The organism is Mycobacterium sp. pW045, assembly GCF_041287085.1.
GTDB lineage: Bacteria > Actinomycetota > Actinomycetes > Mycobacteriales > Mycobacteriaceae > Mycobacterium > Mycobacterium algericum_A.
Window position 1 is genome coordinate 456,663 of the sequence record NZ_JBGGKU010000001.1, and the last position, 24,062, is coordinate 480,724.

19 protein-coding genes and 1 pseudogene are annotated in these 24,062 nt (G+C 67.9%); 1 reads left to right on the top strand and 19 read right to left on the bottom strand.

Translation table 11 applies throughout. The features are described from left to right. Positions 1-4 precede the first annotated feature (4 nt). The 16 genes and pseudogenes from proB to clpX form a co-directional block, all read right to left on the bottom strand. Entirely contained in the window at positions 5-1,108 is a 1,104-nt protein-coding gene (proB, locus tag ACAG20_RS02025) for a glutamate 5-kinase (protein WP_370491347.1), read from the bottom strand. Further along, complete coding sequence (gene obgE / locus ACAG20_RS02030; protein WP_370491348.1) at positions 1,105-2,550, bottom strand: GTPase ObgE; 1,446 nt, start codon at positions 2,548-2,550, stop codon at positions 1,105-1,107. Before obgE ends, proB begins: the two co-directional genes overlap by 4 nt. Positions 2,551-2,653: 103 nt before the next feature. Beyond that, positions 2,654-2,920, bottom strand: coding sequence for a 50S ribosomal protein L27 (gene rpmA, locus ACAG20_RS02035; RefSeq protein ID WP_370491349.1), 267 nt, complete (start codon positions 2,918-2,920; stop codon positions 2,654-2,656). A 12-nt stretch (positions 2,921-2,932) separates the two neighbouring features. Then, positions 2,933-3,244 (bottom strand): 50S ribosomal protein L21, encoded by a 312-nt coding sequence (rplU, locus tag ACAG20_RS02040; RefSeq protein WP_013828400.1) that lies wholly within the window; start codon positions 3,242-3,244, stop codon positions 2,933-2,935. A 150-nt stretch (positions 3,245-3,394) separates the two neighbouring features. After that, complete coding sequence (locus ACAG20_RS02045) at positions 3,395-6,253, bottom strand: Rne/Rng family ribonuclease (RefSeq protein WP_370491350.1); 2,859 nt, start codon at positions 6,251-6,253, stop codon at positions 3,395-3,397. A 295-nt stretch (positions 6,254-6,548) separates the two neighbouring features. Further along, on the bottom strand, positions 6,549-6,995 hold the full coding sequence (gene ndk, locus ACAG20_RS02050) for a nucleoside-diphosphate kinase (RefSeq protein WP_112683881.1): 447 nt from the start codon (positions 6,993-6,995) through the stop codon (positions 6,549-6,551). Positions 6,996-7,155: 160 nt separating this feature from the next. After that, entirely contained in the window at positions 7,156-7,506 is a 351-nt protein-coding gene (locus ACAG20_RS02055; RefSeq protein WP_112683873.1) for a DUF4233 domain-containing protein, read from the bottom strand. Then, positions 7,503-8,915: a folylpolyglutamate synthase/dihydrofolate synthase family protein gene (locus ACAG20_RS02060; protein ID WP_370491351.1), complete on the bottom strand. Its 1,413-nt coding sequence runs from the start codon at positions 8,913-8,915 to the stop codon at positions 7,503-7,505. The genes ACAG20_RS02055 and ACAG20_RS02060 overlap by 4 nt, the downstream gene beginning before the upstream one ends. Next, positions 8,912-11,563, bottom strand: coding sequence for a valine--tRNA ligase (locus ACAG20_RS02065; protein WP_370491352.1), 2,652 nt, complete (start codon positions 11,561-11,563; stop codon positions 8,912-8,914). Before ACAG20_RS02065 ends, ACAG20_RS02060 begins: the two co-directional genes overlap by 4 nt. 79 nt (positions 11,564-11,642) lie before the next feature. Then, a complete protein-coding gene (locus ACAG20_RS02070; protein WP_112683870.1) occupies positions 11,643-12,236 on the bottom strand; it encodes a DUF937 domain-containing protein in 594 nt (197 codons plus the stop codon). Positions 12,237-12,319: 83 nt separating this feature from the next. Further along, complete coding sequence (locus ACAG20_RS02075; protein ID WP_370491353.1) at positions 12,320-13,576, bottom strand: trans-acting enoyl reductase family protein; 1,257 nt, start codon at positions 13,574-13,576, stop codon at positions 12,320-12,322. 78 nt (positions 13,577-13,654) lie between these two features. Beyond that, positions 13,655-13,888, bottom strand: a pseudogene (locus ACAG20_RS02080) (transglycosylase family protein); the annotation flags it as partial. Between the two features lie 954 nt (positions 13,889-14,842). After that, positions 14,843-15,427, bottom strand: a complete 585-nt coding sequence (mobA, locus tag ACAG20_RS02085) for a molybdenum cofactor guanylyltransferase (RefSeq protein WP_112683867.1) — start codon at positions 15,425-15,427, stop codon at positions 14,843-14,845. A 16-nt stretch (positions 15,428-15,443) separates the two neighbouring features. After that, positions 15,444-16,529 (bottom strand): 2-oxoacid:ferredoxin oxidoreductase subunit beta, encoded by a 1,086-nt coding sequence (locus tag ACAG20_RS02090; protein WP_112683866.1) that lies wholly within the window; start codon positions 16,527-16,529, stop codon positions 15,444-15,446. Next, positions 16,526-18,469 carry a 2-oxoacid:acceptor oxidoreductase subunit alpha gene (locus tag ACAG20_RS02095; RefSeq protein WP_112683865.1) on the bottom strand — a complete coding sequence of 648 codons (1,944 nt, stop codon included), beginning with the start codon at positions 18,467-18,469 and terminating at the stop codon, positions 16,526-16,528. Before ACAG20_RS02095 ends, ACAG20_RS02090 begins: the two co-directional genes overlap by 4 nt. A 289-nt stretch (positions 18,470-18,758) precedes the next feature. Continuing rightward, positions 18,759-20,042: an ATP-dependent Clp protease ATP-binding subunit ClpX gene (gene clpX, locus ACAG20_RS02100; protein WP_112683864.1), complete on the bottom strand. Its 1,284-nt coding sequence runs from the start codon at positions 20,040-20,042 to the stop codon at positions 18,759-18,761. A gap of 251 nt (positions 20,043-20,293) precedes the next feature. Between clpX and mmuM the strand changes: the two genes are divergently transcribed. Further along, positions 20,294-21,223, top strand: coding sequence for a homocysteine S-methyltransferase (mmuM, locus tag ACAG20_RS02105; protein WP_112683863.1), 930 nt, complete (start codon positions 20,294-20,296; stop codon positions 21,221-21,223). A gap of 32 nt (positions 21,224-21,255) precedes the next feature. Here mmuM and clpP2 read toward each other — a convergent pair whose 3' ends face one another. The 3 genes from clpP2 to tig all read right to left on the bottom strand — a co-directional run bounded on the left by clpP2 (position 21,256) and on the right by tig (position 24,018). Beyond that, positions 21,256-21,903 (bottom strand): ATP-dependent CLP protease proteolytic subunit ClpP2, encoded by a 648-nt coding sequence (clpP2, locus tag ACAG20_RS02110; protein ID WP_013828384.1) that lies wholly within the window; start codon positions 21,901-21,903, stop codon positions 21,256-21,258. Continuing rightward, positions 21,900-22,478 (bottom strand): ATP-dependent CLP protease proteolytic subunit ClpP1, encoded by a 579-nt coding sequence (gene clpP1 / locus ACAG20_RS02115; RefSeq protein WP_013828383.1) that lies wholly within the window; start codon positions 22,476-22,478, stop codon positions 21,900-21,902. Before clpP1 ends, clpP2 begins: the two co-directional genes overlap by 4 nt. A 106-nt stretch (positions 22,479-22,584) precedes the next feature. Continuing rightward, entirely contained in the window at positions 22,585-24,018 is a 1,434-nt protein-coding gene (tig, locus tag ACAG20_RS02120; RefSeq protein ID WP_165824900.1) for a trigger factor, read from the bottom strand. Between the last annotated feature and the right edge of the window lie 44 nt (positions 24,019-24,062).

A 24,062-nucleotide genomic window follows, 5' to 3' on the forward strand; every position in this document is an offset into this window, starting at 1 on the left:
GGTCCTACACTGCCACCAGGTCGTCGGCGTGGACGACGGGGCGGCGGGCATCCGGCGCCAACTCCGCGGTGGAACGACCGATCATGGCCGCCAGCTCCGTCGCGTCGTAACCGACGACACCGCGCGCCACCACCGAGGCGTCCGGGCCACACAGGTCGACCACGTCGCCGCCGTGGAATCTGCCCGACACCCCGGTGATGCCGGCCGCCAACAGTGAGCGGCGCCGTTGCAACACCGCCTCGACCGCCCCGGCGTCGAGCGTCAACGTGCCCGCCGCGTCGGCGGCGTGGCGCACCCAGAACCGGCGCGCCGACAACCGTTGCGGCCGGGCGGCGAACACAGTCCCCACCGCTGCGTGCGAGAGGGCCGCGGCAGCGTCGGCGGCGGCGGCCAGCAACACCGGAACGCCGGCATCGGCGGCCAGCAACGCCGCCGACAGTTTCGACACCATGCCGCCGGTGCCCAGCTGACTGCCCTCACCGGCCACCACTCCGGTGAGGTCCTGCGGGCCGGACACCTCGGGAACCAACCGGGCCGGCCCCTTGCGGGGGTCGGCGTCGTAGAGGCCGTCGATGTCGGAGAGCAACACCAGCGCGTCGGCGCCGACCAGGTGCGCCACCAACGCCGAGAGCCGGTCGTTGTCGCCGAACCGGATCTCGTTGGTGGCCACCGTGTCGTTCTCGTTGACGATCGCCACCGCGTGCAGTGCCCGTAGCCGGTCCAGGGTGCGCTGCGCGTTGGTGTGCGACACCCGCATCGAGACGTCCTGGGCGGTGAGCAGCACCTGTCCGACGGTGCGGCCGAACCGGCCGAAGGCCGCACTCCAGGCATTGACCAACGCCACCTGGCCCACGCTGGCGGCGGCCTGCTTGGTGGCCAGATCGGTGGGCCGCTTGGCCAAGCCGAGTGGTTCGAGACCGGCGGCGATAGCACCGGACGACACGATGACCACGTCCGAGCCGGCTTTCATCCGGGACTCGATCGCCTCGGCCAGCCCGGCCAGCCGGTCCGGGTCGAACATGCCGTTGTCGGCGGTCAGCGCGGTGGTGCCGATCTTGACGACGACGCTGCGTGCGGTGCGGATCGCCGCTCGGGCCGTGCTGGTCATGCCTCGTCCGACTGCTCACGCCGCTGCTTGCGCGCGATCTTGCGTTCGGCGGCCCCCACCCGTTCGGTGCGCTCCAGCCGGCTGTCGGTGCCCCGCCCGGACAGCGTGACGTCCACACCGGCCGGCGTGGCCGGCTCCCAGTCGAACGTCATCTCCCCGATGGTCACCGCGCAGCCCGGCGTGGCGCCCAGCCGCAGCAACTCGTCCTCGACCCCGAGCCGCGCCAACCGGTCACCCAGGTAGCCGACCGCCTCGTCGTTGTCGAAGTTGGTCTGGTGCACCCAGCGCTCCGGGCGCGATCCTCGCACGACGAAACCGCCTTCGCCGTCGGGCGCCACGCTGAACCCGGTCTCCCCGGTGGGTATCGGCCGGATCACCGGCCGGCGAGCAACCGGTTCCGGCTGCGCGGCGCGATACGCCGTCACCATCTCCGCCAGCGCAAAAACCAACGGCCGCAGGCCTTCCCGGCTCACTGTCGACACCATGAACACCGGCCAGCCGCGCTCGGCCACGATATCGTCTCGAACGAATTCCGCCATCTCCCGCGCTTCGGGCACGTCGATCTTGTTGAGCACCACCGCGCGCGGCCGATCCACCAGGTCGCCGAGCCCCGAATCCCCTTGCATGGTCGGGGTGTAGGCGGCCAGTTCGGCTTCGATCGCCTCGATGTCGGAGAGTGGATCACGGCCCGGCTCGGCGGTCGCACAATCGACCACGTGCACCAACACCGCGCACCGTTCGATGTGGCGCAAGAAGTCCAGGCCCAGCCCGCGTCCAGCCGAGGCACCCGGGATCAGGCCGGGCACGTCGGCGGCGGTAAAGGTGTTGTCTCCGGCCGAGACCACGCCCAGGTTCGGCGCCAGCGTGGTGAACGGGTAATCGGCGATCTTCGGCTTGGCCGCCGAGATCACCGACACCAGCGCGGATTTGCCGGCCGAGGGAAACCCGATCAGGCCGACGTCGGCGACGGTCTTGAGTTCCAGCGTGAGGTCGCGGGTCTCACCCTTCTCCCCGAGCAATGCGAAACCGGGCGCCTTGCGGGCTCGCGACACCAACGCGGCGTTGCCCAGCCCGCCGCGGCCACCGGCGGCGGCCTCGAAGCGGGCACCGGCGCCGACCAGGTCTGCCACCAGCCGGCCGTCTTCGTCGAGCACGACGGTGCCGTCGGGCACCTTTATCTCCAGGTCCGTTCCGGCAGCGCCGTCCTTGTTGCTGCCCTGGCCCTGCTTGCCGGACGCGGCCTTGATGTGCGGGCGGAAATGAAAGTCCAACAGGGTGTGCACGCCCGGGTCGACGACCAGCACGACACTGCCGCCTCGACCGCCGTTACCGCCGTCCGGGCCGCCCAGCGGCTTGAATTTCTCCCGGTGAATGGACGCGCAGCCGTTACCCCCGTCGCCGGCGCGCACATGAATGACGACGCGGTCGACGAACCGGGACATCGAGCTTTCCTCTCACCCAACCCACACACCGAGCGTGCAACCACTGCGAATTTTGTCGCCCATTTTCGCAGTCAGTGCACGTTCGCGGCGCGGGGCCGGTTGGTTAGCTCTCGACGCGGGCGACAGGAACGATGTTGACGGTCTGGCGGCCGCGCTTCAGGCCGAACTCGACCGCACCGGGAGCCGTGGCGAACAGGGTGTCGTCACCGCCGCGGCCGACGTTGATGCCGGGGTGGAAGTGGGTGCCGCGCTGCCGCACCAGAATCTCGCCGGCCTTGACGACCTGGCCGCCGAACCGCTTGACGCCGAGTCGCTGCGCGTTCGAGTCGCGCCCGTTGCGTGAGCTGGAAGCGCCCTTCTTGTGTGCCATCTTGTTCGCTCCCTACTTGATTCCGGTGACCTTGAGCACGGTCAGCTGCTGACGGTGACCCTGCCGCTTGTGGTAGCCGGTCTTGTTCTTGAACTTGTGGATGCGGATCTTGGGGCCCTTGGTGTGCTCGAGCACCTCGCCGGTGACCGCGACCTTCGCCAGCTTGCCGGCGTCGGTCGTGACGGTGGTGCCGTCCACGACCAGCGCGACCGGCAGCGAGACCGACGAACCCGGCTCCGAATCGAGCTTCTCGACCTTGACCACGTCACCGACGGCAACCTTGTACTGCTTGCCGCCGGTCTTGACGATTGCGTACGTCGCCATCGTTGGTTTCTACCTCTGCTTCTCGGGCGCGCACGCCATCGGGACTTGCGCAGGTGTCTGGGGTTCTGTCCGCCGAGCTGTGGTTATCCCGCCTGGCGACAACTGGTCTAGGGTACGTGACCAGCGGCTAAGGGGTCAAACCGGCCTTGCTCAACTGGGCGGCCCCGCCGGCCGGATAGCCGCCCGCCGGCGCCGGGGACGTTCGTAGGGCGCCGCCGCGGCCAAGGTCTCCTGGCCGGACTCGTCGTCATCGACGTCGTCGTCGGGCTCGTCGGACTCGTCGGACTCGTCGATGACGTCCAGATCGTCGTCGAAGTCGTCGTCATCGTCGTCGAGGTCGACTTCGACCTCTTCGTCGGTGTCCTCGGCATCGTCGTCGGCGTCCTCGGCGTCGTCAGCGTCGTCCTCACCGTCGTAGGAGTCGTCGGCGTCGTCCGTGTAGTCGGTGTCCTCGGCGTCATCGGCGTCATCGGCGCCGTCAGTGTCCTCGGCGAGCGCGGTACCGGGCAGCTGGGGCTCATCCTCAACGGCCGGCCGCGGCTCCCCGGCCGACGCCGTCGCCATGGCCTCGACCTTCGCGTCGTCATCGGACTCGTCGTCGCTGCGGTCACTCGCCGCGGCCATCGCCTTGAACATCGGATGGTCACCGGGGGTGTGCGCCGGCACCTTCGCCACGACCGGCTCGTCGGCCTTGGGCTTCTTCGACCGTCTGCTGCGACGGCCGCTCGGTTCGGACCTGCGCCCGGGTGCCGCCGAGTCGACCGGGTCGGCGTGCAGCATGATGCCGCGCCCGGAACAGTGCTGACACGACGTCGAGAACGCCTCGATCAGCCCGGTTCCCAGCCGCTTGCGCGTCAGCTGCACCAGGCCGAGCGAGGTCACCTCCGACACCTGGTGGCGAGTGCGGTCACGGCCCAGGGCCTCGGTCAGCCGGCGTAACACCAGGTCACGGTTGGACTCCAGCACCATGTCGATGAAGTCGATGACGATGATGCCGCCGATATCGCGCAGCCGCAGTTGCCGCACGATCTCCTCGGCGGCTTCCAAGTTGTTCTTGGTCACCGTCTCCTCGAGGTTGCCCCCGGAACCGGTGAACTTGCCGGTGTTGACGTCGACGACCGTCATGGCTTCGGTCCGGTCGATCACCAGGGTTCCACCCGAGGGCAGCCAGACCTTGCGGTCCATCGCCTTGGCCAGTTGCTCGTCGATGCGGTGAACGGCGAACACGTCCGGTCCGGCCTGCCCCTCCGGTCCCTCCGGCGGCTGGTAGCGGGTCAGCTTCGACACCAGTTCGGGCGCCACCGACCCCACGTACTCGTTGATCGTCGCCCAGGCGTCGTCACCGGAGACCACCAGCTCGGAGAAGTCCTCGTTGAACAGGTCGCGGATCACTTTGACCAGGACATCGGGCTCTTCGTAGAGCGCCACGGCCGCGCCCGCGGCTTTCGCCTTGGTCTCGGCCGCGGTCGCCTCGATCTGGTTCCAGCGCTCCTGGAGGCGTTCCACGTCGGCGCGGATGTCTTCTTCTTTGACGCCCTCCGACGCGGTGCGGATGATCACGCCGGCGTCGGGGGGCACCACCTCGCGCAGGATTTCCTTGAGCCGTTGACGCTCGGTGTCGGGCAGTTTGCGGCTGATCCCGGTCGACGAGGCGCCCGGCACATACACCAGGTAGCGGCCGGCCAGCGACACCTGGGTGGTCAGCCGGGCGCCCTTGTGCCCGATCGGATCCTTGCTGACCTGCACCACGACATAGTCGCCGGGTTTGAGCGCCTGCTCGATCTTGCGGTTGGCGCCGCCCAGGCCGGCGGCCTCCCAGTTGACCTCGCCGGCGTAGAGCACACCGTTGCGGCCCCGACCGATGTCGACGAAGGCGGCCTCCATCGAGGGCAGCACGTTCTGCACGATGCCCAGGTAGACGTTGCCCACCAGCGAGGTCGACGCGGCCGAGGTGACGAAGTGTTCGACCATGACGCCGTCTTCGAGCACGGCGATCTGGGTGTAGCGCGCGCCGGTGTGCGGTGGCTCGGTGCGGATCCGGTCGCGAACCACCATCCGGCGTTCGACGGCCTCGCGGCGGGCCAGGAACTCGGCCTCGCTCAGGATCGGCGGCCGGCGGCGCCCGGCGTCGCGGCCGTCGCGGCGACGCTGCCGTTTGGCCTCGAGCCGCGTCGAGCCGGTGATGCCCTGGATCTCGTCGTCCGAAGAGCTCTTGGTGCTCCTGGTGGCCTTTCGCGGCGTCCGTTCGTGCACGACGGTGTTCGGTGGGTCGTCAGACGACCCGGTGTCCTCGTCATCGCCGTTGCCGGTCTTGCGCCGGCGCCGACGGCGCCGACGCCGGCTGCCCGATTCGTCGGCCGCATCACCGTCGTCGTCGCCGGTGTCCTCGGCGTCCGAGGTCTCGTCGGACTCCGCGGCCGAATCGTCGTCCTCGCTGTCGTCGTCGGCGTCGGCGGCGTCGGCCACGTCGTCCGAGGCAGCGCCGTCGGAGCCGCGGCCCCGGCCGCGACCGCGCCGGCCGCGGCGGCGACGCCGACTGGCGGGCCGGTCCCCGTTCTCGTCGTCGCCGTCGGAGCCGAGGTCGTCGTCATCGTCGGACTCGGCGTCGGACTCCCCAGGCGGCGACGGCTCGAACGTGACCGGTTGCGGCGCCACGAACAACGGCATGTAGTCGACCCGCGCGTTGGCCGCCTCCGGGGCGGTCTCCAGCAACAGCCGGGACTCCGGCTCGTCGACGGCGTCCCCGGACTCCCCGGACACCTCGGTGCTGGGCGATTCGGTAGAACCCAGCAGGTCGCGAACGCGGACCGCTTCGACCCGATCGACGCTGGAGTGGGCGCTGCGCGCCCGGCCGTCCAGCTCGGTCAGCGCGTCGAGAACCCGTTTGCTGGTGGTGCCCAGAACCCGCGCCAGCGAGTGGACCCGCAGCCGGTCCGGCAGCTCATCCTGCTCGGTCGGCTCCGCTGGTACATCGGAAAAAGGGCTCTTAAAAAGAGACGGGTCTGCCACGTATTCTCCTCAAGCCCCCGGGCGCGTCGTTACGACGCGGCCACGCGAGGGCTTCTCGTTATTCGCCCGGCTCACTTCCCCGGGCTTGTGGTGGTCTCGCTCCGAGGGGCTCGGGTGGAACCGACTCGGTGCCTGGCTGAATGAGGACCGGCGATCGGCGCCGCATCACATCTCGCGACCGTCGCACTCGCCTAAGTCTTCATTCGGGTGTCGGACACCGGTCCGGTGACGTTCACCCATTGGCCAGTATCCCACACAACCAGACCAAGCCGGTCGAAAGGCATTAACTCCGACGTCAGGCCAGTGTCATCGGGGACGTCGGCGCCGACGGCTTCAGGTCGGGAAACCACAGCGCGATCTCGCGCTCGGCCGACTCCGGCGAGTCGGAGCCGTGCACCAGGTTGAACTGGGTCTCCAACCCGAAGTCACCGCGGATGGTGCCGGGCGTGGCCTTGGCGACCGGATCGGTACCGCCGGCGAGCTGCCGGAACGCCTCGATGGCCCGCGGCCCCTCCACCACGGCCGCGACCACCGGGCCGGAGGTGATGAAGTCCAGCAGTGAGGCGAAGAACGCCTTGCCCTCGTGCTCGCCATAGTGCTGCCGGGCCACCGCCTGCTGCACCGGCCGCAATTCCAGCGCCGCCAGCGTCAGGCCCTTCTTCTCGATCCGGCTGATGATCTCGCCCACCAGCCGGCGGTTGACGCCGTCCGGCTTGATCAGCACCAAGGTCCGCTCAGTCATGAAGCGCCGCTCCTCATCCATCGCTCCGTGTCCCTCGCCGCCGCGCGGCCGGGTACCCCACCGGTCGTCGCCAGCGGCACGGGCGACAGCGTACCGAATCGCCGCTCGGCCACGAGCGGCACCAACACGCCGTTCCTCACCGTCGCTTCGCTCCGCCTCGTCACTGGCGGCGCAACACCTCGGCACGGAAGTGCGCGATCAATCCCCACACCACGGCGAACACCAGCCCCATGATCCCCACCGCCGGATAGACCACAAAGCCTGCGACCAGCACCACTTGCAGACCCAGATTGGCCCAGATCGCCCAGGGCCGGCCCTGGATACCGGTGAACAGCAGCAACACCAGCGCCAGACCGAGCAGGTAGGCCAGCGACACCGGCGAGAGCCCGCCGCCGACCACGTGGACCACCGGCAGCGCCAACAGCACCACGATCGCCTCGAGGATCAGCGTCGCCGACATCACGCCGCGGAAACCGCGCCACGGATCGGGCGCCCCCGTTGGGTCGCTCATGCCGGATCCTTTCCGAACAAGGTGCGGGCGGCACCAGCGGTGACCACTGAGCCGGTGATCACGATGCCGGTTCCGGTGGTGTCACCGTCGGAGTCGAATTCGTCGACCAGTGCGGTCGCGGTGTCGATGGCGTCCTCGAGCGTGTCGGTCGTCACCACCCGATCTTCACCGAACCACCGTAGCGCGACGGCGGTCAGCGTCTCGACATCCACCGCACGCGGGGAACCGTTGTGGGTCACCACGATCCGGTCAAAAACCGGCTCCAGAGCGGCAAGGATGCCGTCGGCGTCCTTATCCCCCAACACGCTGACCACGCCGACCAGGAACCGAAAGCCGAAATCCTCGGTCAGCGCCTGGGCCAGCACAGCGGCGCCGGCCGGATTGTGGGCGGCGTCGATGAAGACGGTGGGCGAGCTGCGCATCCGCTCGAGCCGGCCCGGACTGCGCACCGCGGCGAAGCCCGACCGAACCGTGTCGGCGTCGAGCTGGCGCTCGGCGCCCGCGCCGAAGAACGCCTCCACCGCCGCCAGGGCCAGCACCGCATTGTGCGCCTGGTGCTCGCCGTGCAGCGGCAAGAAGATGTCCGAGTACACCCCGCCCAGGCCCTGCAACTCCAACAGCTGACCACCGATCGCCAGTTGGCGGCTGCGTACCGCGAACTCGGAGTTCTCCCGCGCGACCGCTGCGTCGGCACGCACCGACTGCGTCAGCAGCACGTCCATCACCTCGGGTGTCTGACGGGCGATCACCGCGACAGTGTCGGTCAGTTCGTCCGACGAGCGGTGGATGATGCCGGCCTTCTCTGCAGCGATCCCGGCGATGTCGTCACCGAGGTAGTCGACGTGATCGACACCGATCGGGGTGATGACCGCGACGGGTGCCTCGACGACGTTGGTGGCGTCCCAGCGGCCGCCCATCCCGACCTCCACCACGGCGACGTCGACCGGGGCGTCGGCGAACGCCGCGAAGGCCATCCCGGTGAGCACCTCGAACTTGCTCATGGCAGGCCCGTTCTCGGCTTGCGAGGACGCGTCCACCAGCTGCACGAACGGTTCGATCTCAGCGTAGATCTCCACATATTTGGCGGGACTGATCGGCACACCGTCGATCCCGATGCGCTCGACCGCCGACTGCAGGTGCGGGCTGGTGGTGCGCCCGGTGCGGCGAGAAAACGCCGTCAGCAACGCGTCGATCATCCGCACCACCGAGGTTTTGCCGTTGGTGCCGGCGACGTGAATCGACGGATACCCGCGCTGCGGGGAGCCGAGCAGTTCCAGCAGGGCGTTGATCCGGGTCAGGCTGGGTTCGATCTTGGTTTCGCCCCAGCGCTGATCGAGTAGGTGCTCGACCTGCAGCAGCGCCGCGATCTCGTCCGGTGTCGGCTCGGCACCGACCGGGTGCTCGGTCATGCCAGGGCCGAAAGACGCGCGGTGATCCGGTCGACCTCGTCTCGGGCCAATTGCTGGCGGCCTCGGATCTTGTCGACGACGGCTTCCGGCGCCTTGGCCAGAAACGCCTCATTGCCCAGCTTCGCCGCGGTGGCCGCTAACTCCTTCTCCGCAGCGGCGAGATCCTTCTCCAGGCGCCGGCGCTCGGCGGCGACATCGACGGTGCCGGAGGTGTCCAGTTCCACCACGACGGTGCTGGCGCTGTGGGCGGGGCCCAGCCGCACCTCGACCGTGGCCGACGGTGCGAAATCCGCGCCGGGCTCGGTCAGCCAGGCCTGCGAGGTCAGCGCGGCCACCTGGGTGGCCAGGTCGGCGTCGTCAATACCGGACAGTCGGGCCGGGACCTTCTGCCGGTCACGCAGCCCCTGGTCGCTGCGGAACCGGCGCACCTCGGTCACGAGCTTTTGCATGTCGGTGATCCGTTGCGCGGCAACACGGTCCAGGACGATTCCAGACGGCTCGGGCCAGTCCGCGATCACCAGTGACTCTGCGCCAGTGAGTTCCTGCCACAGCGTCTCGGTGACGAACGGGATCACCGGGTGCAACAACCGCAGCAACGTGTCGAGCACCGCGGCCAGCACGGCGGTGGTGTAGGCAATCCCCTGACCCAGCTGGGTCTTGGCCAGTTCGACATACCAGTCGCAGAACTCGTCCCACGCGAAGTGGTACAGCGCCTCGCAGGCCCGGCCGAACTCATAGCCCTCGAAAGCCGAATCCACCTCGGCGCGAACCTCTTCCAACCGCCCCAGAATCCACCGGTCGGCATCGGTGAGCTCCTCGAGCGCCGGCAACGGGGCGGGTCGCGCGCCGTTGATCAGTGCGAATCGAGTGGCGTTGAACAGCTTGGTGACGAAGTTGCGCGACGCGCGGGCATGATCCTCGCCGATCGACAGGTCGCCGCCGGGGCTCGCGCCGCGAGCCAGCGTGAACCGCAGGGCGTCGGCGCCGAAGGCGTCCACCCAGTCCAGTGGGTCGATGCCGTTGCCGCGGGACTTGCTCATCTTGCGCCCGTGCTCGTCGCGGATCAGGCCGTGCAGGAACACGTTCTCGAACGGCACCTTGCCGCCCCGCAGGGCGGGATCGTCGGCGACGAAGGTGCCGAACATCATCATCCGGGCGACCCAGAAGAACAGGATGTCGTAACCGGTCACCAGAACCGTTGTGGGATAGAACTTCTCCAGCTCGGCGGTGGCGTCGGGCCAGCCCATCGTGGAGAACGGCCACAACGCCGAGGAGAACCAGGTGTCGAGCACGTCGGGATCCTGCTCCCAGCCCTCCGGCGGGGTTTCATCCGGCCCGACACAGACCTTCTCGCCGTTGGGCCCGTGCCAGATCGGGATGCGGTGACCCCACCACAGCTGCCGGGAGATGCACCAGTCGTGCATGTCGTCGACCCAGGAAAACCAGCGGGGCTCCAGGCTTTTCGGGTGGATGACGGTGTCGCCGTTACGCACCGCGTCCCCGGCGGCCTTGGCCAGCGAGGAGACGTTGACCCACCACTGCATCGACAGGCGCGGCTCGATGACCTCGCCGCTGCGTTCGGAATGCCCGACGCTGTGCAGGTAGGGCCGCTTCTCGGCGACGATGCGCCCTTGGTCGGCCAGCGCTTCGCGCACCGCGACACGCGCCTCGAATCGGTCCATGCCGTCGAACTGCGTGCCGGTTCCGGTGATCCGGCCCTTGGTGTCCAGGATGGTCGGCATCGCCAACTGGTGCCGCAGCCCGATCTCGAAGTCGTTGGGGTCGTGGGCGGGGGTGACCTTGACGGCGCCGGTGCCGAATTCGGGGTCCACGTGCGCATCGGCGACCACGCCGATCTGCCGGTCCAGGAACGGGTGCGGCAGGCTGGTCCCGACCAGGTCGCGGTACCGGTCGTCGTCGGGGTGCACCGCGATCGCGGTGTCGCCGAGCATCGTCTCCAGCCGGGTGGTGGCCACCACGATATGGGGTTGCCCGTCGTCGAGGGAGCCGTACCGGAACGACACCAGTTCGCCCTCGATGTCGTCGTATTTGACCTCGAGGTCGCTGATCGCGGTCTCCAGCACCGGTGACCAGTTGACCAGCCGCTCGGCCTGGTAGATCAGGCCCGCATCATAGAGGCGCTTGAAGATGACGCGGACGGCGCGCGACAGGCCATCGTCCATGGTGAACCGCTCGCGGCTCCAGTCCACCCCGTCGCCGATCCGGCGCATCTGGGTGCCGATGGTGCCGCCGGATTCCCGCTTCCAGTCCCAGACCTGCTCGACGAAGCCTTCGCGTCCCAATTCCTCCTTGGTCTGCCCGGCGGCGTTCAGCCGCCGCTCCACCACGCTCTGCGTGGCGATACCGGCGTGATCCATGCCCGGCAGCCACAACACCTCGTAGCCCTGCATCCGCTTGCGGCGGGTCAACGCGTCCATCAGGGTGTGGTCGAGTGCGTGCCCCATGTGCAGGCTGCCGGTGACGTTCGGCGGCGGAAGCACGATCGAATAGCCGGGCTTGGTACTGGTCGGGTCCGCCGTGAAGTAGCCGGCATCGACCCAGCGCTGGTAGATCGCGTCCTCGACCGCACTCGGCTCCCAGGATTTGGGCAGGTGTTCGGTGTTGGCAGCGTCGGGGGTGGCGGTCACCGCTCAATTCTAGGAACGACGGCCCACTGCACGTGACAGCCCCCGGACCGGGATCGGTCCGGGGGCTGGTAACGAGTGCCTATTTCTTGCCGCCGAGCAGTCCGCCGAGGATGTCGCCGATGGCGCCGCCGGTCTTGCCGCCGATCATGTTCCCCAGGATGCTGCCCATCGACTGGTTCTGGGCGCTGCCACCGCCGCTCATACCGCCGAGGATGCTGCCGAGAACATCACCGAGTCCGCCGCCCCCGGAGGCCTGCTGCTGGGCCGGCTCGGCCTTCTGGCCCGACAGTTGCTTGCCGATGTAGGCGAGCACGATCGGAGCGATGATCGGGAGCAGCTTTTGCAGCAGGTCGTTGTTTCCGGCGCCGGCACCCGACAGTGCCGAAGCGACCTGGCTGGTGTCGTTGCCGCCGAAGATGGTCGAGATCACCTGCTGGCCTTCGGCCTGGTTGCCGGCGAACGCGTTTCCCAGCAGCCCCTGCGCCGCGAAGCTGTTGGCCTTGCTGGCGATGTCGTCGGCCTGGCCCGGGTCCTGGGCGTTCTGGCTCAATCCGCCGACGAGCACCGGCACCAGGGTACGGATGGTGTTGTCCACCTCGCCCGAATCGGCGCCGAGCTGATTGGCGATGTCTTGTACGGGGATCTGCGCGAAAAGATCGTCGAGGCCGGCCATGAGAGTTCCACCTTCGTTGCTGGGTGCTGCCGTGACTGCGGTCGAAGATGACATTAGCGGAAAGCGCCGCCGGCCCGCACCGGTCAGTTCAGCCGGGAAACGTCCAGCGTCACACCCGCTGCGCGCAGCCGAACCAGCAGCGCATCACCCATCGCGGCCGCCGGGGTGAGCACCCCGTAGTGGTCGGACAAGGCGTCGCGGTCCAGCGCCAGCGCCAGCGCGCTCTCGCCCAGCAGCACCGAGGTGGCCTGGTAGCCAGGGTCACCCTGCTGCGCCATGACCGCCAGGTAGCGGGCTCCGGTGCTAGTGGTGGTGTAGGTCTCCAGACGGTAGTAGCCGTTCTCGCGCGTGCTTCGGCTGGGGCCGGTTCCCGGTTTGGGCAAAACCCGGTCGAGTAAACCGGACGGCAGCAGCCGGAAAAGATGGCCGCCGAGCCCGAAGGTCACCTTGCCCAGCGCGGTCGCCATTCCCGACAGCACAGGTGCCGCGGCCGACGAGCCGGTACTCATGTGCTCGGCGTAGCGGAAACGGCGGCCGTAGGCCCAGTCCAGCAATCCATTGCTGCGCCGCACGATGCGGGTGTTATAGGGCGCCATGGCGAACCCGGCGGTCCAGATCCCATCCAGTTCCGGCGCGATGTCCCGGCCCCGGCGCCAGCTCAGGTCGGGTTCGGGGCCCAGCCTGGGTTCCGCGATCCGGTCAACACTGAGCGTGTGGGGATCGGCGAGCCGGCGCCTGACCTCCGGGTCGCTGGAGACGGCGCTCAGCACCTCGATCATCGAGGCGAGGGTTCCGCCGGACACACCTCCGGAGAAGCCCCGCACGACGAGGTCGGTGTCCAGCAGGTCACCGGTGCCCTCGTCGCGGGCCGCCCGGTAAAGCGCATAGACGCTCATATCCGACGGGATGGAGTCGAAACCGCAGGCGTGCACGATGCGCGCCCGGTTCTCGGCGGCCTGGCGGTGGTAGCGGTCGATGCTCTCCCGCACGAACATCGCCTCGCCGGTGAGGTCGACATAGTCGGTGCCCGCCGCCGCACACGCCGCGACCAGTGGCATTCCGTATCGGGTGTAGGGGCCGACGGTGGTGATGACCACCCGGGTGCGGGCCGCCATCGCCTCCAGCGTCGCGGATTTTTCGGCGTCGGCAACCACGATCGGCCAGTCTTGTGCCGCGGTACCGAGCTCGTCGCGGACCGCGCGCAGTCGCTCCGCGGAACGGCCCGCCAGCCCGATTCGGGCGTCACCGCCGGCGCGGGACAGGTATTGGGCAGTCAGCTTCCCTGCGAAACCGGTCGCTCCGTAGACGATGACGTCGAACTCACGTGGCGTCTCAGACATGAGCCTGACGCTACCGGTGTCCGGATCGGCAAACGGCGACGGCGCCGGGCTCATCGCCCGGCGCCGTCGACTGGAAGGTCAGCCGCGACGGCCGCAGACCGGCCACGCGCCGATGCCCTGGCTGCGCAGCACGTTCTCGGCCACCCGGATCTGCTCGGACCGACTGGCGAGGTGGGGCATGCCGCTGCCGCCGTTGGCACGCCAGGTGCCGGCGTTGAACTGCAGACCGCCGTAGTAACCGTTGCCGGTGTTGATCGACCAGTTGCCGCCGGACTCGCAGGCCGCGATGGCGTCCCAGTTGACGCTGTCCGCCCTGGCGGTCGCGTCGGAGAGTGCCACCGCACCGGTGATCAGCGCGCCGGCGATCGCGGCCAGGGTGAGGGGCTTACGGACCTTCTTCAACATTGTTCCTTTCGCGGTGCGCGCTCCGAAGTGCAGCCGGGATGGACCTCAGGCGGGATTGATCTTCGAGACGTGCCGTCTAGGTCAGGCACGACAGCGGGGGCAAGGGCTGCCCGCCGGGATGACACCCGGCACCGCGGAAGCATTCATGAGGGCCGCCCGCGGCCCCGCTCACACGCGGTTCCGTGGATTCACTTTGTTTGCCCTGCATTCGGGCGAGGGGAAACTTACGAAACGTTCATGCGAGAAGTCCAACCGCATGACGAACGCATTTCGGAGGGATAACGAAACCATCACACCACCGCGACGAATGGTTTCGCCAGGTCACCGACAGCTTTTAGTCTTTCTAAGCGTCCACCGGCTAGGTTGTTTTTCGTGAGTCAAATCACGGACATTTTGTGGGCTGGGCCACTGACTCGCGTGCCCGCGACGGGCCGAACTGCGCCAGCTCCGCCGTAACTCGCAGTTCAGGACCCATATTCGCGCTCGCCCGCTACCCGGGGCACTGCGGGCGGGACAGCCGGTAATCAGCGTGACGAATGGGCGGTATCACCGCACAGCTATACGCGACAGATCCAATTGCGACCGAGAGCGACGAGACCGGCGTCCGAACGGGTCGCCCGGCCTGCCACGGTGGAAGAACGGCATGACTCCTGCTGCACCACAACAGCTTTCGTCGAATGATCAGCACTCTTCGACCGTCGACGGTCGAGGCCCTCGACTTTTGATAAAGGTCCTATTTCACAGCGATAACACGAACGTTTATTCAACGCGTCGGCAGCGGAACCAAATACATTTCATCACCTTCGTCACCGTATTTGCTGTCCCATTTCGCCCTTGCTGGCGGTCGGGTCGCGTGTGGGCTCAGCAGAGGCCGGCGATGTCATCCGGAGAGTTGAGGTTGGCCAGCGGCGCCGGATCCTCGAGTTCGATCCGTTGCGCCTCGACCATGTCGACCAACGCCCTCACCCGGCGCTCCCCATCGGCGACCAAGGCTTCGATGGTTCCGGCCAGTGCCGTCCGGTACACCGCGGCCAGATAGTGGTCCCGGCCTGCCCGCGGCAGCACCACGTCGGCACCGGGATGTGCGCCGGCGAGCAGGTCGATCACCGCGGGCGCCAGAAACGGCATGTCGACCGCGCAGACGAACGCCCGATCCGCGCCGGCGCGCGCGGCGGCACGCAACCCCAGGCCGACCGCGGGCAGTGGCCCCAGCCCGGGCACCTCGTCGCGCAACACCTGCGCCGGCAATGCGGGAAGGGCCTGCCCCGGGGCGGCCACCACGAAGACCGGATCGCAGCACTGGGCGACCACCGATACCAGGTGCTCGACCAGGGTGCGGCCGTCGAATCGACCCGCCACGGTCAGGGTGGCCTTGTCGCGGCCCATCCGGCGCGATGCGCCACCGGCGAGCACAACACCGGCTAGACCGACCCGTCGGCCGGTCATGGCCTTAGGGCTCGCCTCAATCCACGGTCCAGGTGTCGCGGCCACGCAGCAGCGCCTGCAGGGCGGCGGTGTCGTGCGCGGTGGCCTGGCGGGCCTCGGCGACCTGCGCGCGCGCCAGGTCGTCGTAGGTGGGCTTGTTGACCTTGCGGAAGATGCCCATCGGGAAGTGCGACAGATCCTGCTCGGAGAGCCGTGACAACGCGAACGCGTAGGACGAGTCGGGCAGCGTGGCATCGTGCACGACGATCTGCTCGGCCGAGACGTTGGCGGTCTTGGCGACCTCAAGCCCGAAGCCGGACTTGATCACGCAGTACTCGCCCTCGGCACCGAAGGTGACCTTCTCGCCCTGCCGGAGGTTGATGATGCGGTTCTCCGCACCCTCCTTGCGCAGCAGGTCGAAGGAACCGTCGTTGAACACCGGGCAGTCCTGCAGGATCTCCACCAGTGCCGAACCGCGGTGTTCCATGGCGCCGCGCAGCACCTCGGTGAGGCCCTTGCGGTCGGAGTCCAGGGCACGGCCGACGAAGGTCGCCTCGGCGCCGATCGCCAGCGAGACCGGGTTGAACGGGTTGTCCAGCGAACCGAACGGTGTGGACTTGGTGATCTTGCCGGTCTCCGACGTCGGCGAGTACTGCCCCTTGGTCAGCCCGTAGATCCGGTTGTTGAACAGCAGGATGGTGAGGTTGACGTTCCGGCGCAGCGTGTGGATCAGGTGGTTGCCGCCGATGGACAGCGCGTCGCCGTCACCGGTGATCAGGAACACCGACAGATCCGGCCGAGCGGTCGCCAGCCCGGTGGCGAACGTCGGGCCGCGGCCGTGGATCGAGTGCACCCCGTAGGTGTTCATGTAGTACGGGAACCGGCTCGAGCAACCGATGCCGCTGACGAACACCACGTTCTCTCGGCGCACCCCCAGCTCGGGCAGGAAGTTGCGGATCGAGTTGAGGATCGCGTAGTCGCCACAGCCCGGGCACCAACGCACTTCCTGGTCGGAGGTGAAGTCCTTGGACTTCTGCGGCTCGTCGGTGGTGGGCACCCCGCTCAGGGCGGTCAGCCCCAGCTCGGTGCCTACCAGGGAGCTGGCGGGTTCGGTTGTGGTCATGAATTCGCTCCTGCTGTACTGCCCGCGATGGTCACCGCCGCGGCCGTGGCCAGCGACGCCTTCTCGTTCTCCCGCTCGGCCAGCGTCCCGGCCAGCGCGTCGTCAATGATCGCCTCGACCTCGTCGGCGAGGAACGCCTGACCGGCGACCTTGGTCACCGACTGGACATCGACCAGGTAGCGGCCGCGCAGCAGCAGCGCCAACTGGCCCAGGTTCATCTCCGGCAGCACCACCTTCGGGTAGCGCCGCAGCACCTCGCCCAGGTTGGCCGGAAACGGGCTGAGGTGCCGCAGGTGAGCCTGCGCGACCTTCACGCCGCCGCGCCGGGCCCGCCGGCACGCCTCGGCGATCGGACCGTACGAGCTGCCCCAGCCCAGCATCAGCAGTTCGGCGTCACCGGTCGGGTCGTCGACGACCAGGTCGGGCACCTTGATGCCGTCGATCTTGGCCTGCCGCAGCCGCACCATCAGGTCGTGGTTGGCCGGCTCGTAGGAGATCGCGCCGGAGCCGTTGGCCTTCTCCAGACCGCCGATGCGGTGCTCCAGACCGGGGGTGCCGGGGATGGCGAACTGGCGCGCCAGGGTCTGCGGGTCACGCGCGTAGGGCTGGAATTCCTCCCCGGCCTTGGCCAGGTTGCGTTCGATGGGCTCGATCGCGCTGATGTCGGGGATGCGCCACGGCTCGGAGCCGTTGGCGATCGCGCCGTCGGAGAGCAGCACCACCGGGGTGCGGTAGGTCAGCGCGATCCGGACGGCGTCGATGGCGGCGTCGAAGCAGTCCGACGGCGTGCATGGCGCCACCACCGCGACCGGTGACTCGCCGTTGCGGCCATAGAGTGCCTGCAACAGGTCGGCCTGCTCGGTCTTGGTGGGCAGCCCGGTCGACGGACCGCCACGCTGGACGTTGATCAGCAGCAGCGGCAGTTCGGTCATCACGGCCAAGCCCAGCGCCTCGGCCTTGAGCGCCAGGCCCGGACCGGAGGTGCTGGTGACGCCCAGCGCGCCGCCGTAGGAGGCGCCGATCGCCGCGCCGATACCGGCGATCTCGTCTTCGGCCTGGAAGGTCAGCACGTTGAAGTTCTTGTGCTTGGACAGCTCGTGCAGGATGTCCGACGCCGGGGTGATGGGGTAAGTCCCCAGCAGCACCTGCGTGTCGGCGAGCTGACCGGCGGCGATCACGCCGTAGGCCAAGGCGGTGTTGCCCGAGATCTGGCGGTACTCCCCCGGTGGCAGCTTGGCCGGTGAGATCTCATAGGTGGTGCCGAACGCCTCGGTGGTCTCGCCGTAGTTCCAGCCCGCCTTGAGCGCCAGCACGTTGGCGTCGGCGACATCGGGCTTCTTGGCGAACTTCTCCCGGATGAACTGCTCACTGGTCTCGATGGGCCGGCCGTACATCCACGACAGCAGGCCGAGCGCGAACATGTTCTTGGCCCGCGCGCCGTCCTTCTTGGTGGCGCCGATCGCCTCGACGGCGCCCAGGGTCAGCGAGGTCATCGCGACCGGGACCACCACGTAGTCGGAGAGCGCCTCGGTCTCAAGCGGATTGGCCTCGTAGCCGATCTTGGCCAGGTTGCGCTTGGTGAACTCGTCGGAGTTGACGATCACCATCCCGCCGCGCGGCAGGTCGCCGATGTTGGCCTTCAGCGCCGCCGGGTTCATCGCCACCAGCACGTCGGGGCGGTCACCGGCGGTGAGGATGTCGAAGTCGGCGATCTGGATCTGGAACGACGACACGCCCGGCAGGGTGCCCTGCGGGGCGCGGATCTCGGCCGGGTAGTTGGGCTGGGTGGCCAGGTCGTTGCCGAACAACGCCGCTTCGGAGGTGAAGCGGTCGCCGGTGAGCTGCATGCCGTCGCCGGAGTCGCCAGCGAAGCGGATTACTACTTTTTCGAGTTTTTGGCGCCCGGGCGCCGACCCGGCTCCGTTACCGCTCGGACCCACGGCCCCCGCCTTCCATCACTGTCTGACCGGGCCCGCACAGCGCGGCTGGCGCAACCCACACGTTTTTCTGTCACTGGCAGTACCGATTATTGCACCGTTCTTAGAGACGGTTCGACGCCACACCGTATCGGAACCCGACCGACTTACCGACAAACACCGACGTCACGGTATGGTTCTCGGTCGACTTCCGGCAAAAATGTGGTTTTGGTCACGTTTGACGCCAGTCGAACTTTAAGAAAAGTTCGCTACCGGTGAGTAACCCGTCGCGACGGGCGTGCCCGCGCTCGGATCAGGCGGTCTTGTCGCGACGCTCGGCACGCGAGGTCTTGCGCGGCACGATCGTCGGCAACACGTTGTCCTGCACCGTTTCCTTGGTGACCACGACCTTGGCGACGTCGTTGCGGCTGGGGATGTCATACATCACCGGCAGCAGCACTTCTTCCATGATTGCCCGCAGGCCACGTGCCCCGGTGCCACGGTGGATGGCCTGATCGGCGATCGCCTCCAGCGCGTCCTGGCTGAACTCCAGCTCCACCCCGTCCATCTCGAACAGTCGGGTGTACTGCTTGACCAGAGCGTTCTTCGGCTCCGAAAGGATCTTGACCAACGACTCCATGTCCAGGTTCGTCACCGAGGCCACCACCGGCAGCCGGCCGATGAACTCGGGGATCAGACCGAACTTGATCAGGTCTTCGGGCATCACCTCGGCGAAGTGGTCGACGGTATCGACCTCCGCCTTGGACCGGACTTCGGCGCCGAAACCCAAGCCGCGCTTGCCAACCCGGTCGGCGACGATCTTCTCCAACCCGGCGAACGCGCCGGCCACGATGAACAGCACGTTGGTGGTGTCGATCTGGATGAACTCCTGGTGCGGGTGCTTGCGGCCGCCCTGCGGCGGAACCGACGCCTGGGTGCCTTCCAGAATCTTCAGCAGCGCCTGCTGCACGCCCTCACCGGAGACGTCGCGGGTTATCGACGGGTTCTCGCTCTTGCGGGCGATCTTGTCGACCTCGTCGATGTAGACGATGCCGGTCTCGGCGCGCTTGACGTCATAGTCGGCGGCCTGAATCAGCTTGAGCAGAATGTTCTCCACGTCTTCGCCGACGTAGCCCGCCTCGGTGAGCGCTGTCGCATCCGCTATCGCAAACGGGACATTGAGCATCTTGGCCAGCGTCTGGGCCAGGTAGGTCTTGCCGCAGCCGGTGGGGCCCAGCATCAAGATGTTGGACTTGGTCAGCTCAACGGGCTCACCGGAGCGGGAATCCCGGCTCTTCTCGCCGGCCTGGATGCGCTTGTAGTGGTTGTAGACAGCCACCGCCAAGGTGCGCTTGGCCGTGTCCTGGCCGATGACGTAGCCCTCCAGGAAGTCCCGGATCTCAGCGGGCTTGGGCAGCTCGTCGAGCTTGACGTCGTCGGCGTCGGCCAGCTCCTCTTCGATGATCTCGTTGCACAGGTCGATGCACTCATCGCAGATGTAGACGCCGGGACCCGCAATGAGCTTCTTGACCTGCTTCTGGCTCTTCCCGCAGAACGAACATTTCAGCAAGTCACCGCCGTCTCCGATGCGCGCCATGGTGCGTGAGGACCTACTTCCTGTTCGCCGTCAGTCGTCGAGGTACCGGTGTCTGGCCCCGACGCTACCCGCTTGTTCCGATGCGAGGCGACCGATAAGGCCGAATCGCGTCGTTGGTATTCGTTGCTGTCCGTGTGCTCCAAGAAGATATCGCCCCAACTGCCCCACCCGGCGCGTGACGCGCTGGCGCGGCGTGAGCGAATCGTCGCCGTTACCCCGCTGTGAGGCGGGCGGCAACTCGGAGCCCTACAGTGGCGAACGTGGGGTTCGCCGTGCCCGACGATACCGTGATCGTCGCCGATGGCGGGTTGGCCACCGAACTGGAAGCCCGCGGCTTTGATCTTTCCGGGGACTTCTGCGACCCGCTGTGGTCGGCCCGCCTGCTGCTCGATGCCCCCGACGACATCGCCGCGGTGCACGCCGCCTTCTTCGCCGCCGGGGCGATGATCGCGACCACCGCCAGCTATCAGGCGAGTTTCGACGGTTTCGCCGCCCGGGGGATCGATCGCCGGGCCGCCGAACGGCTGCTGCGCCGCAGCGTGGACCTGGCCCGCCTGGCCGGCGGCGGCGCACCTGGGCACTGGGTAGCGGCGTCGGTCGGCCCGTACGGCGCCGCGCGCGCCGATGGCTCGGAATACGTTGGCCGTTATGGGCTTTCGGTCTCGGAGTTGACGGCCTGGCACCGCCCCCGGCTGGAGATCCTGGCCGACGCCGGGGCCGATGTGCTCGCGCTCGAAACCGTCCCGGACGTCGACGAGGCCGAGGCACTGCTGCACCTGGTGAGCGAGGCCGACGTTCCGGCCTGGCTCAGCTACACCATCGAGGGCAACGCGACCCGCGCCGGCCAACCGCTGACCGACGCATTCGCCGTCGCCGCCGGGGTGCCACAGATCGTCGCGGTGGGCGTGAATTGCTGCGCCCCGGACGATGTCCTGCCGGCGATCGAGATCGCCCGCGAGATCACCGGAAAGCCGGTGATCGTCTACCCCAACAGTGGCGAAGGCTGGAGCGCGGGTCGCTGGTCCGGTCCAGCGCGCTTCTCCCCCGCCCTGGTGCCGGCGTGGGTAGCCGCCGGGGCGCGCATCGTCGGCGGCTGCTGCCGGGTCGGCCCGGTCGATATCGCAGCAGTCGCCACCCTATTGCGCGAGCAGTCGCGAAAGCCCCCTCCAAAGCGGGATTGAGGGGGCTTTCGCGACTGCTCGGCGAGAAAAACTCAGGCCGTCTGCGCCGAGAGCTTGCGGTACTCCAGCACGGTGTCGATGATCCCGTACTCTTTGGCGTCTTCGGCGGTCAGGATCTTGTCCCGGTCGGTGTCCTTGCGGATCACCTCGGGGTCCTTACCGGTGTGGCGGGCCAGGGTGGACTCCATCAGGGTCCGCATCCGCTCGATCTCGGCGGCCTGGATCTCCAGGTCGGAGAACTGCCCCTGGATCACCCCGGACAGCGACGGCTGGTGGATCAGCACCCGGGCGTTCGGCAGCGCCATCCGCTTACCCGGCGTACCGGCCGCCAGCAACACCGCGGCCGCCGAGGCGGCCTGCCCCAGGCAGACGGTCTGGATGTCGGCCCGCACGTACTGCATGGTGTCGTAGATCGCCATCAGCGACGTGAACGAGCCGCCCGGCGAGTTGATGTACATGGTGATGTCACGGTCCGGGTCCAGCGACTCCAGCACCAGCAACTGCGCCATGATGTCGTTGGCCGACGCGTCGTCGACCTGCACGCCGAGGAAGATGATGCGCTCCTCGAACAGCTTGTTGTAGGGGTTGGACTCCTTGACGCCCCAACTGGAGTGCTCGACGAACGACGGCAGGATGTAGCGGGCCTGCGGTGCGATGGCTCGCAAGGTCTCGGGGTTCATGAGGCATCTCCGTTGACGTGGGCGCGGGTGATGATGTGGTCGACGAAGCCGTATTCCAGGGCTTCCTGGGCGGTGAACCAGCGATCACGGTCGGAGTCCGCCTCGATGCGCTCGATCGGCTGACCGGTGAACTCGGCGTTGAGCCGGAACATCTCTTTCTTGATGACCGCGAACTGTTCGGCCTGAATGGCGATGTCGGCGGCGCTGCCGGTCACCCCGCCCAGCGGCTGGTGCATCAGGATCCGGGCGTGCGGCAGAGCGTAACGCTTGCCCTTGGTGCCGGCCGCGAGCAGGAACTCGCCCATCGAGGCGGCCATCCCCATCGCGTAGGTGGCGACATCGCACGGCGCGAGCACCATGGTGTCGTAGATCGCCATCCCGGCGCTGATCGAACCGCCCGGGGAGTTGATGTAGAGCGAGATGTCCTTGGTGGGGTCTTCGGCGGCCAACAACAGGATCTGCGCGCACAGCCGGTTGGCGATGTCGTCGTCCACCTGCGACCCCAGGAAGATGATGCGTTCTCGCAGCAACCGCTCGTACACGGAGTCGACGAGGTTCAGACCGGGCTGGCTCACAGTTGGATACCTGCTTTCTCGAGATTCATATGCCGAGACATGCTTACGACCCTAACGAACCGGCGCGGCTGTAGGCGGCCCGAACCGGCTTCGTTCGCTTACAGCGTCACTCGTCGGATGCCGCCCCGGCTTCGACCGCGTCGTCCGCGGCCCCGGCCGGCTCATCGGCGACGGCCGCCTCGGCTTCATCGGCCTGAGCGTCATCGGCGGGGGCCTCGGCGCCGCGACCGAAGAACTCGGCGGTGTCGATCTCGTTACCGTCGGTGTCGCTGACGGAGGCGGCGCGCACGGCCGCTGCCAGCGCCATACCCCGGCGCACATCGGCGAAGACCGCGGGCAGTTGGTTGTTCTGCTGCAGGAACTGCATCAACTGCTGCGGTGCGACGCCGTACTGCCGCGACATCAGCACCAGGTGCTGGGTGAGGTCGTTCTGGCCCACCTGGATCTCCAGCTCGTCGCCGAGCGCGTCGAGCAGCAGTTGCGTCTTGACGGACTTCTCGGCCTCGCTGCGGGTGTTGGAGTCGAACTCGGCGCGCGAGGAGCCCTGCTCGGCCAGCGACTCGGCGAACTTGTTCTCGTCGTGGTCCACAGCGTGCAGCGCGTTGTGCAGCGCATTGTCGATGTGGGCCTGCACCACGGCCTCGGGCAGCGGCATCTCGACCTGCTCGACCAGGGCCTCCAGCGTCGCCTCTCGTACCTTCTCGGCCTGCTGGATGCGCTTGGTCCGGCTGACCTGCTCGGTGAGGTTCTCCCGCAGCTCGCCCATGGTGTCGAATTCGCTGGCCAGCTGCGCGAACTCATCGTCGGCTTCCGGCAACTCACGTTCCTTGACCGACTGCACCGTCACGGTGACCTCGGCGTCCTTGCCGGCATGTGGGCCGGCCGCCAGCTTGGTGGTGAAGGTCTTGCTCTCACCGGCCGACATGCCCACGATCGCGTCGTCAAGGCCATCGATGAGCTGGCCCGAGCCGACCTCGTGCGACAACCCCTCGGTGGCGGCGCCTTCAACCACCTCGCCGTCGACCGTCGCGTCCAGGTCGATCGAGACGAAGTCGCCCTCGGCGGCGGGCCGGTCGACACCGGTCAGCGTGCCGAATCGGGCGCGCAGCGCGTCCAGCTCGGCGTCCACCTCGTCGTCGCCGACCTCGATCGGGTCCACGCTGATCTTGAGCTGCTCCAGGTCGGGCAGCGTGATCTCCGGTCGCACGTCGACCTCGGCGGTGAAGGTGATCTGGTCGCCGTCGTCGAGCTTGGTCACCTCGATGTCGGGCTGACCCAGCGGCTTGAGCTCCGAACTGGTGACCGCCTCGCTGTAGCGACTGGGCAGCGCCTCATTGACCACCTGCTGCAAAACCGCGGCGCGGCCGAAACGGGCCTCGATGAGCTTGGCCGGCGCCTTGCCCGGCCGGAAGCCCGGCATGCGCACCTGCTGGGCCAGCTGCTTGTAGGTCCGGTCGAAGTCCGGCTGCAACTCGGTGAACGGCACCTCCACGTTGATGCGAACCCGGGTGGGGGTCAGCTGCTCGACGGTGCTCTTCACGGGCGTACTCCTCGATATCGTTGACGGTCTGTCGTGCCGGTGCG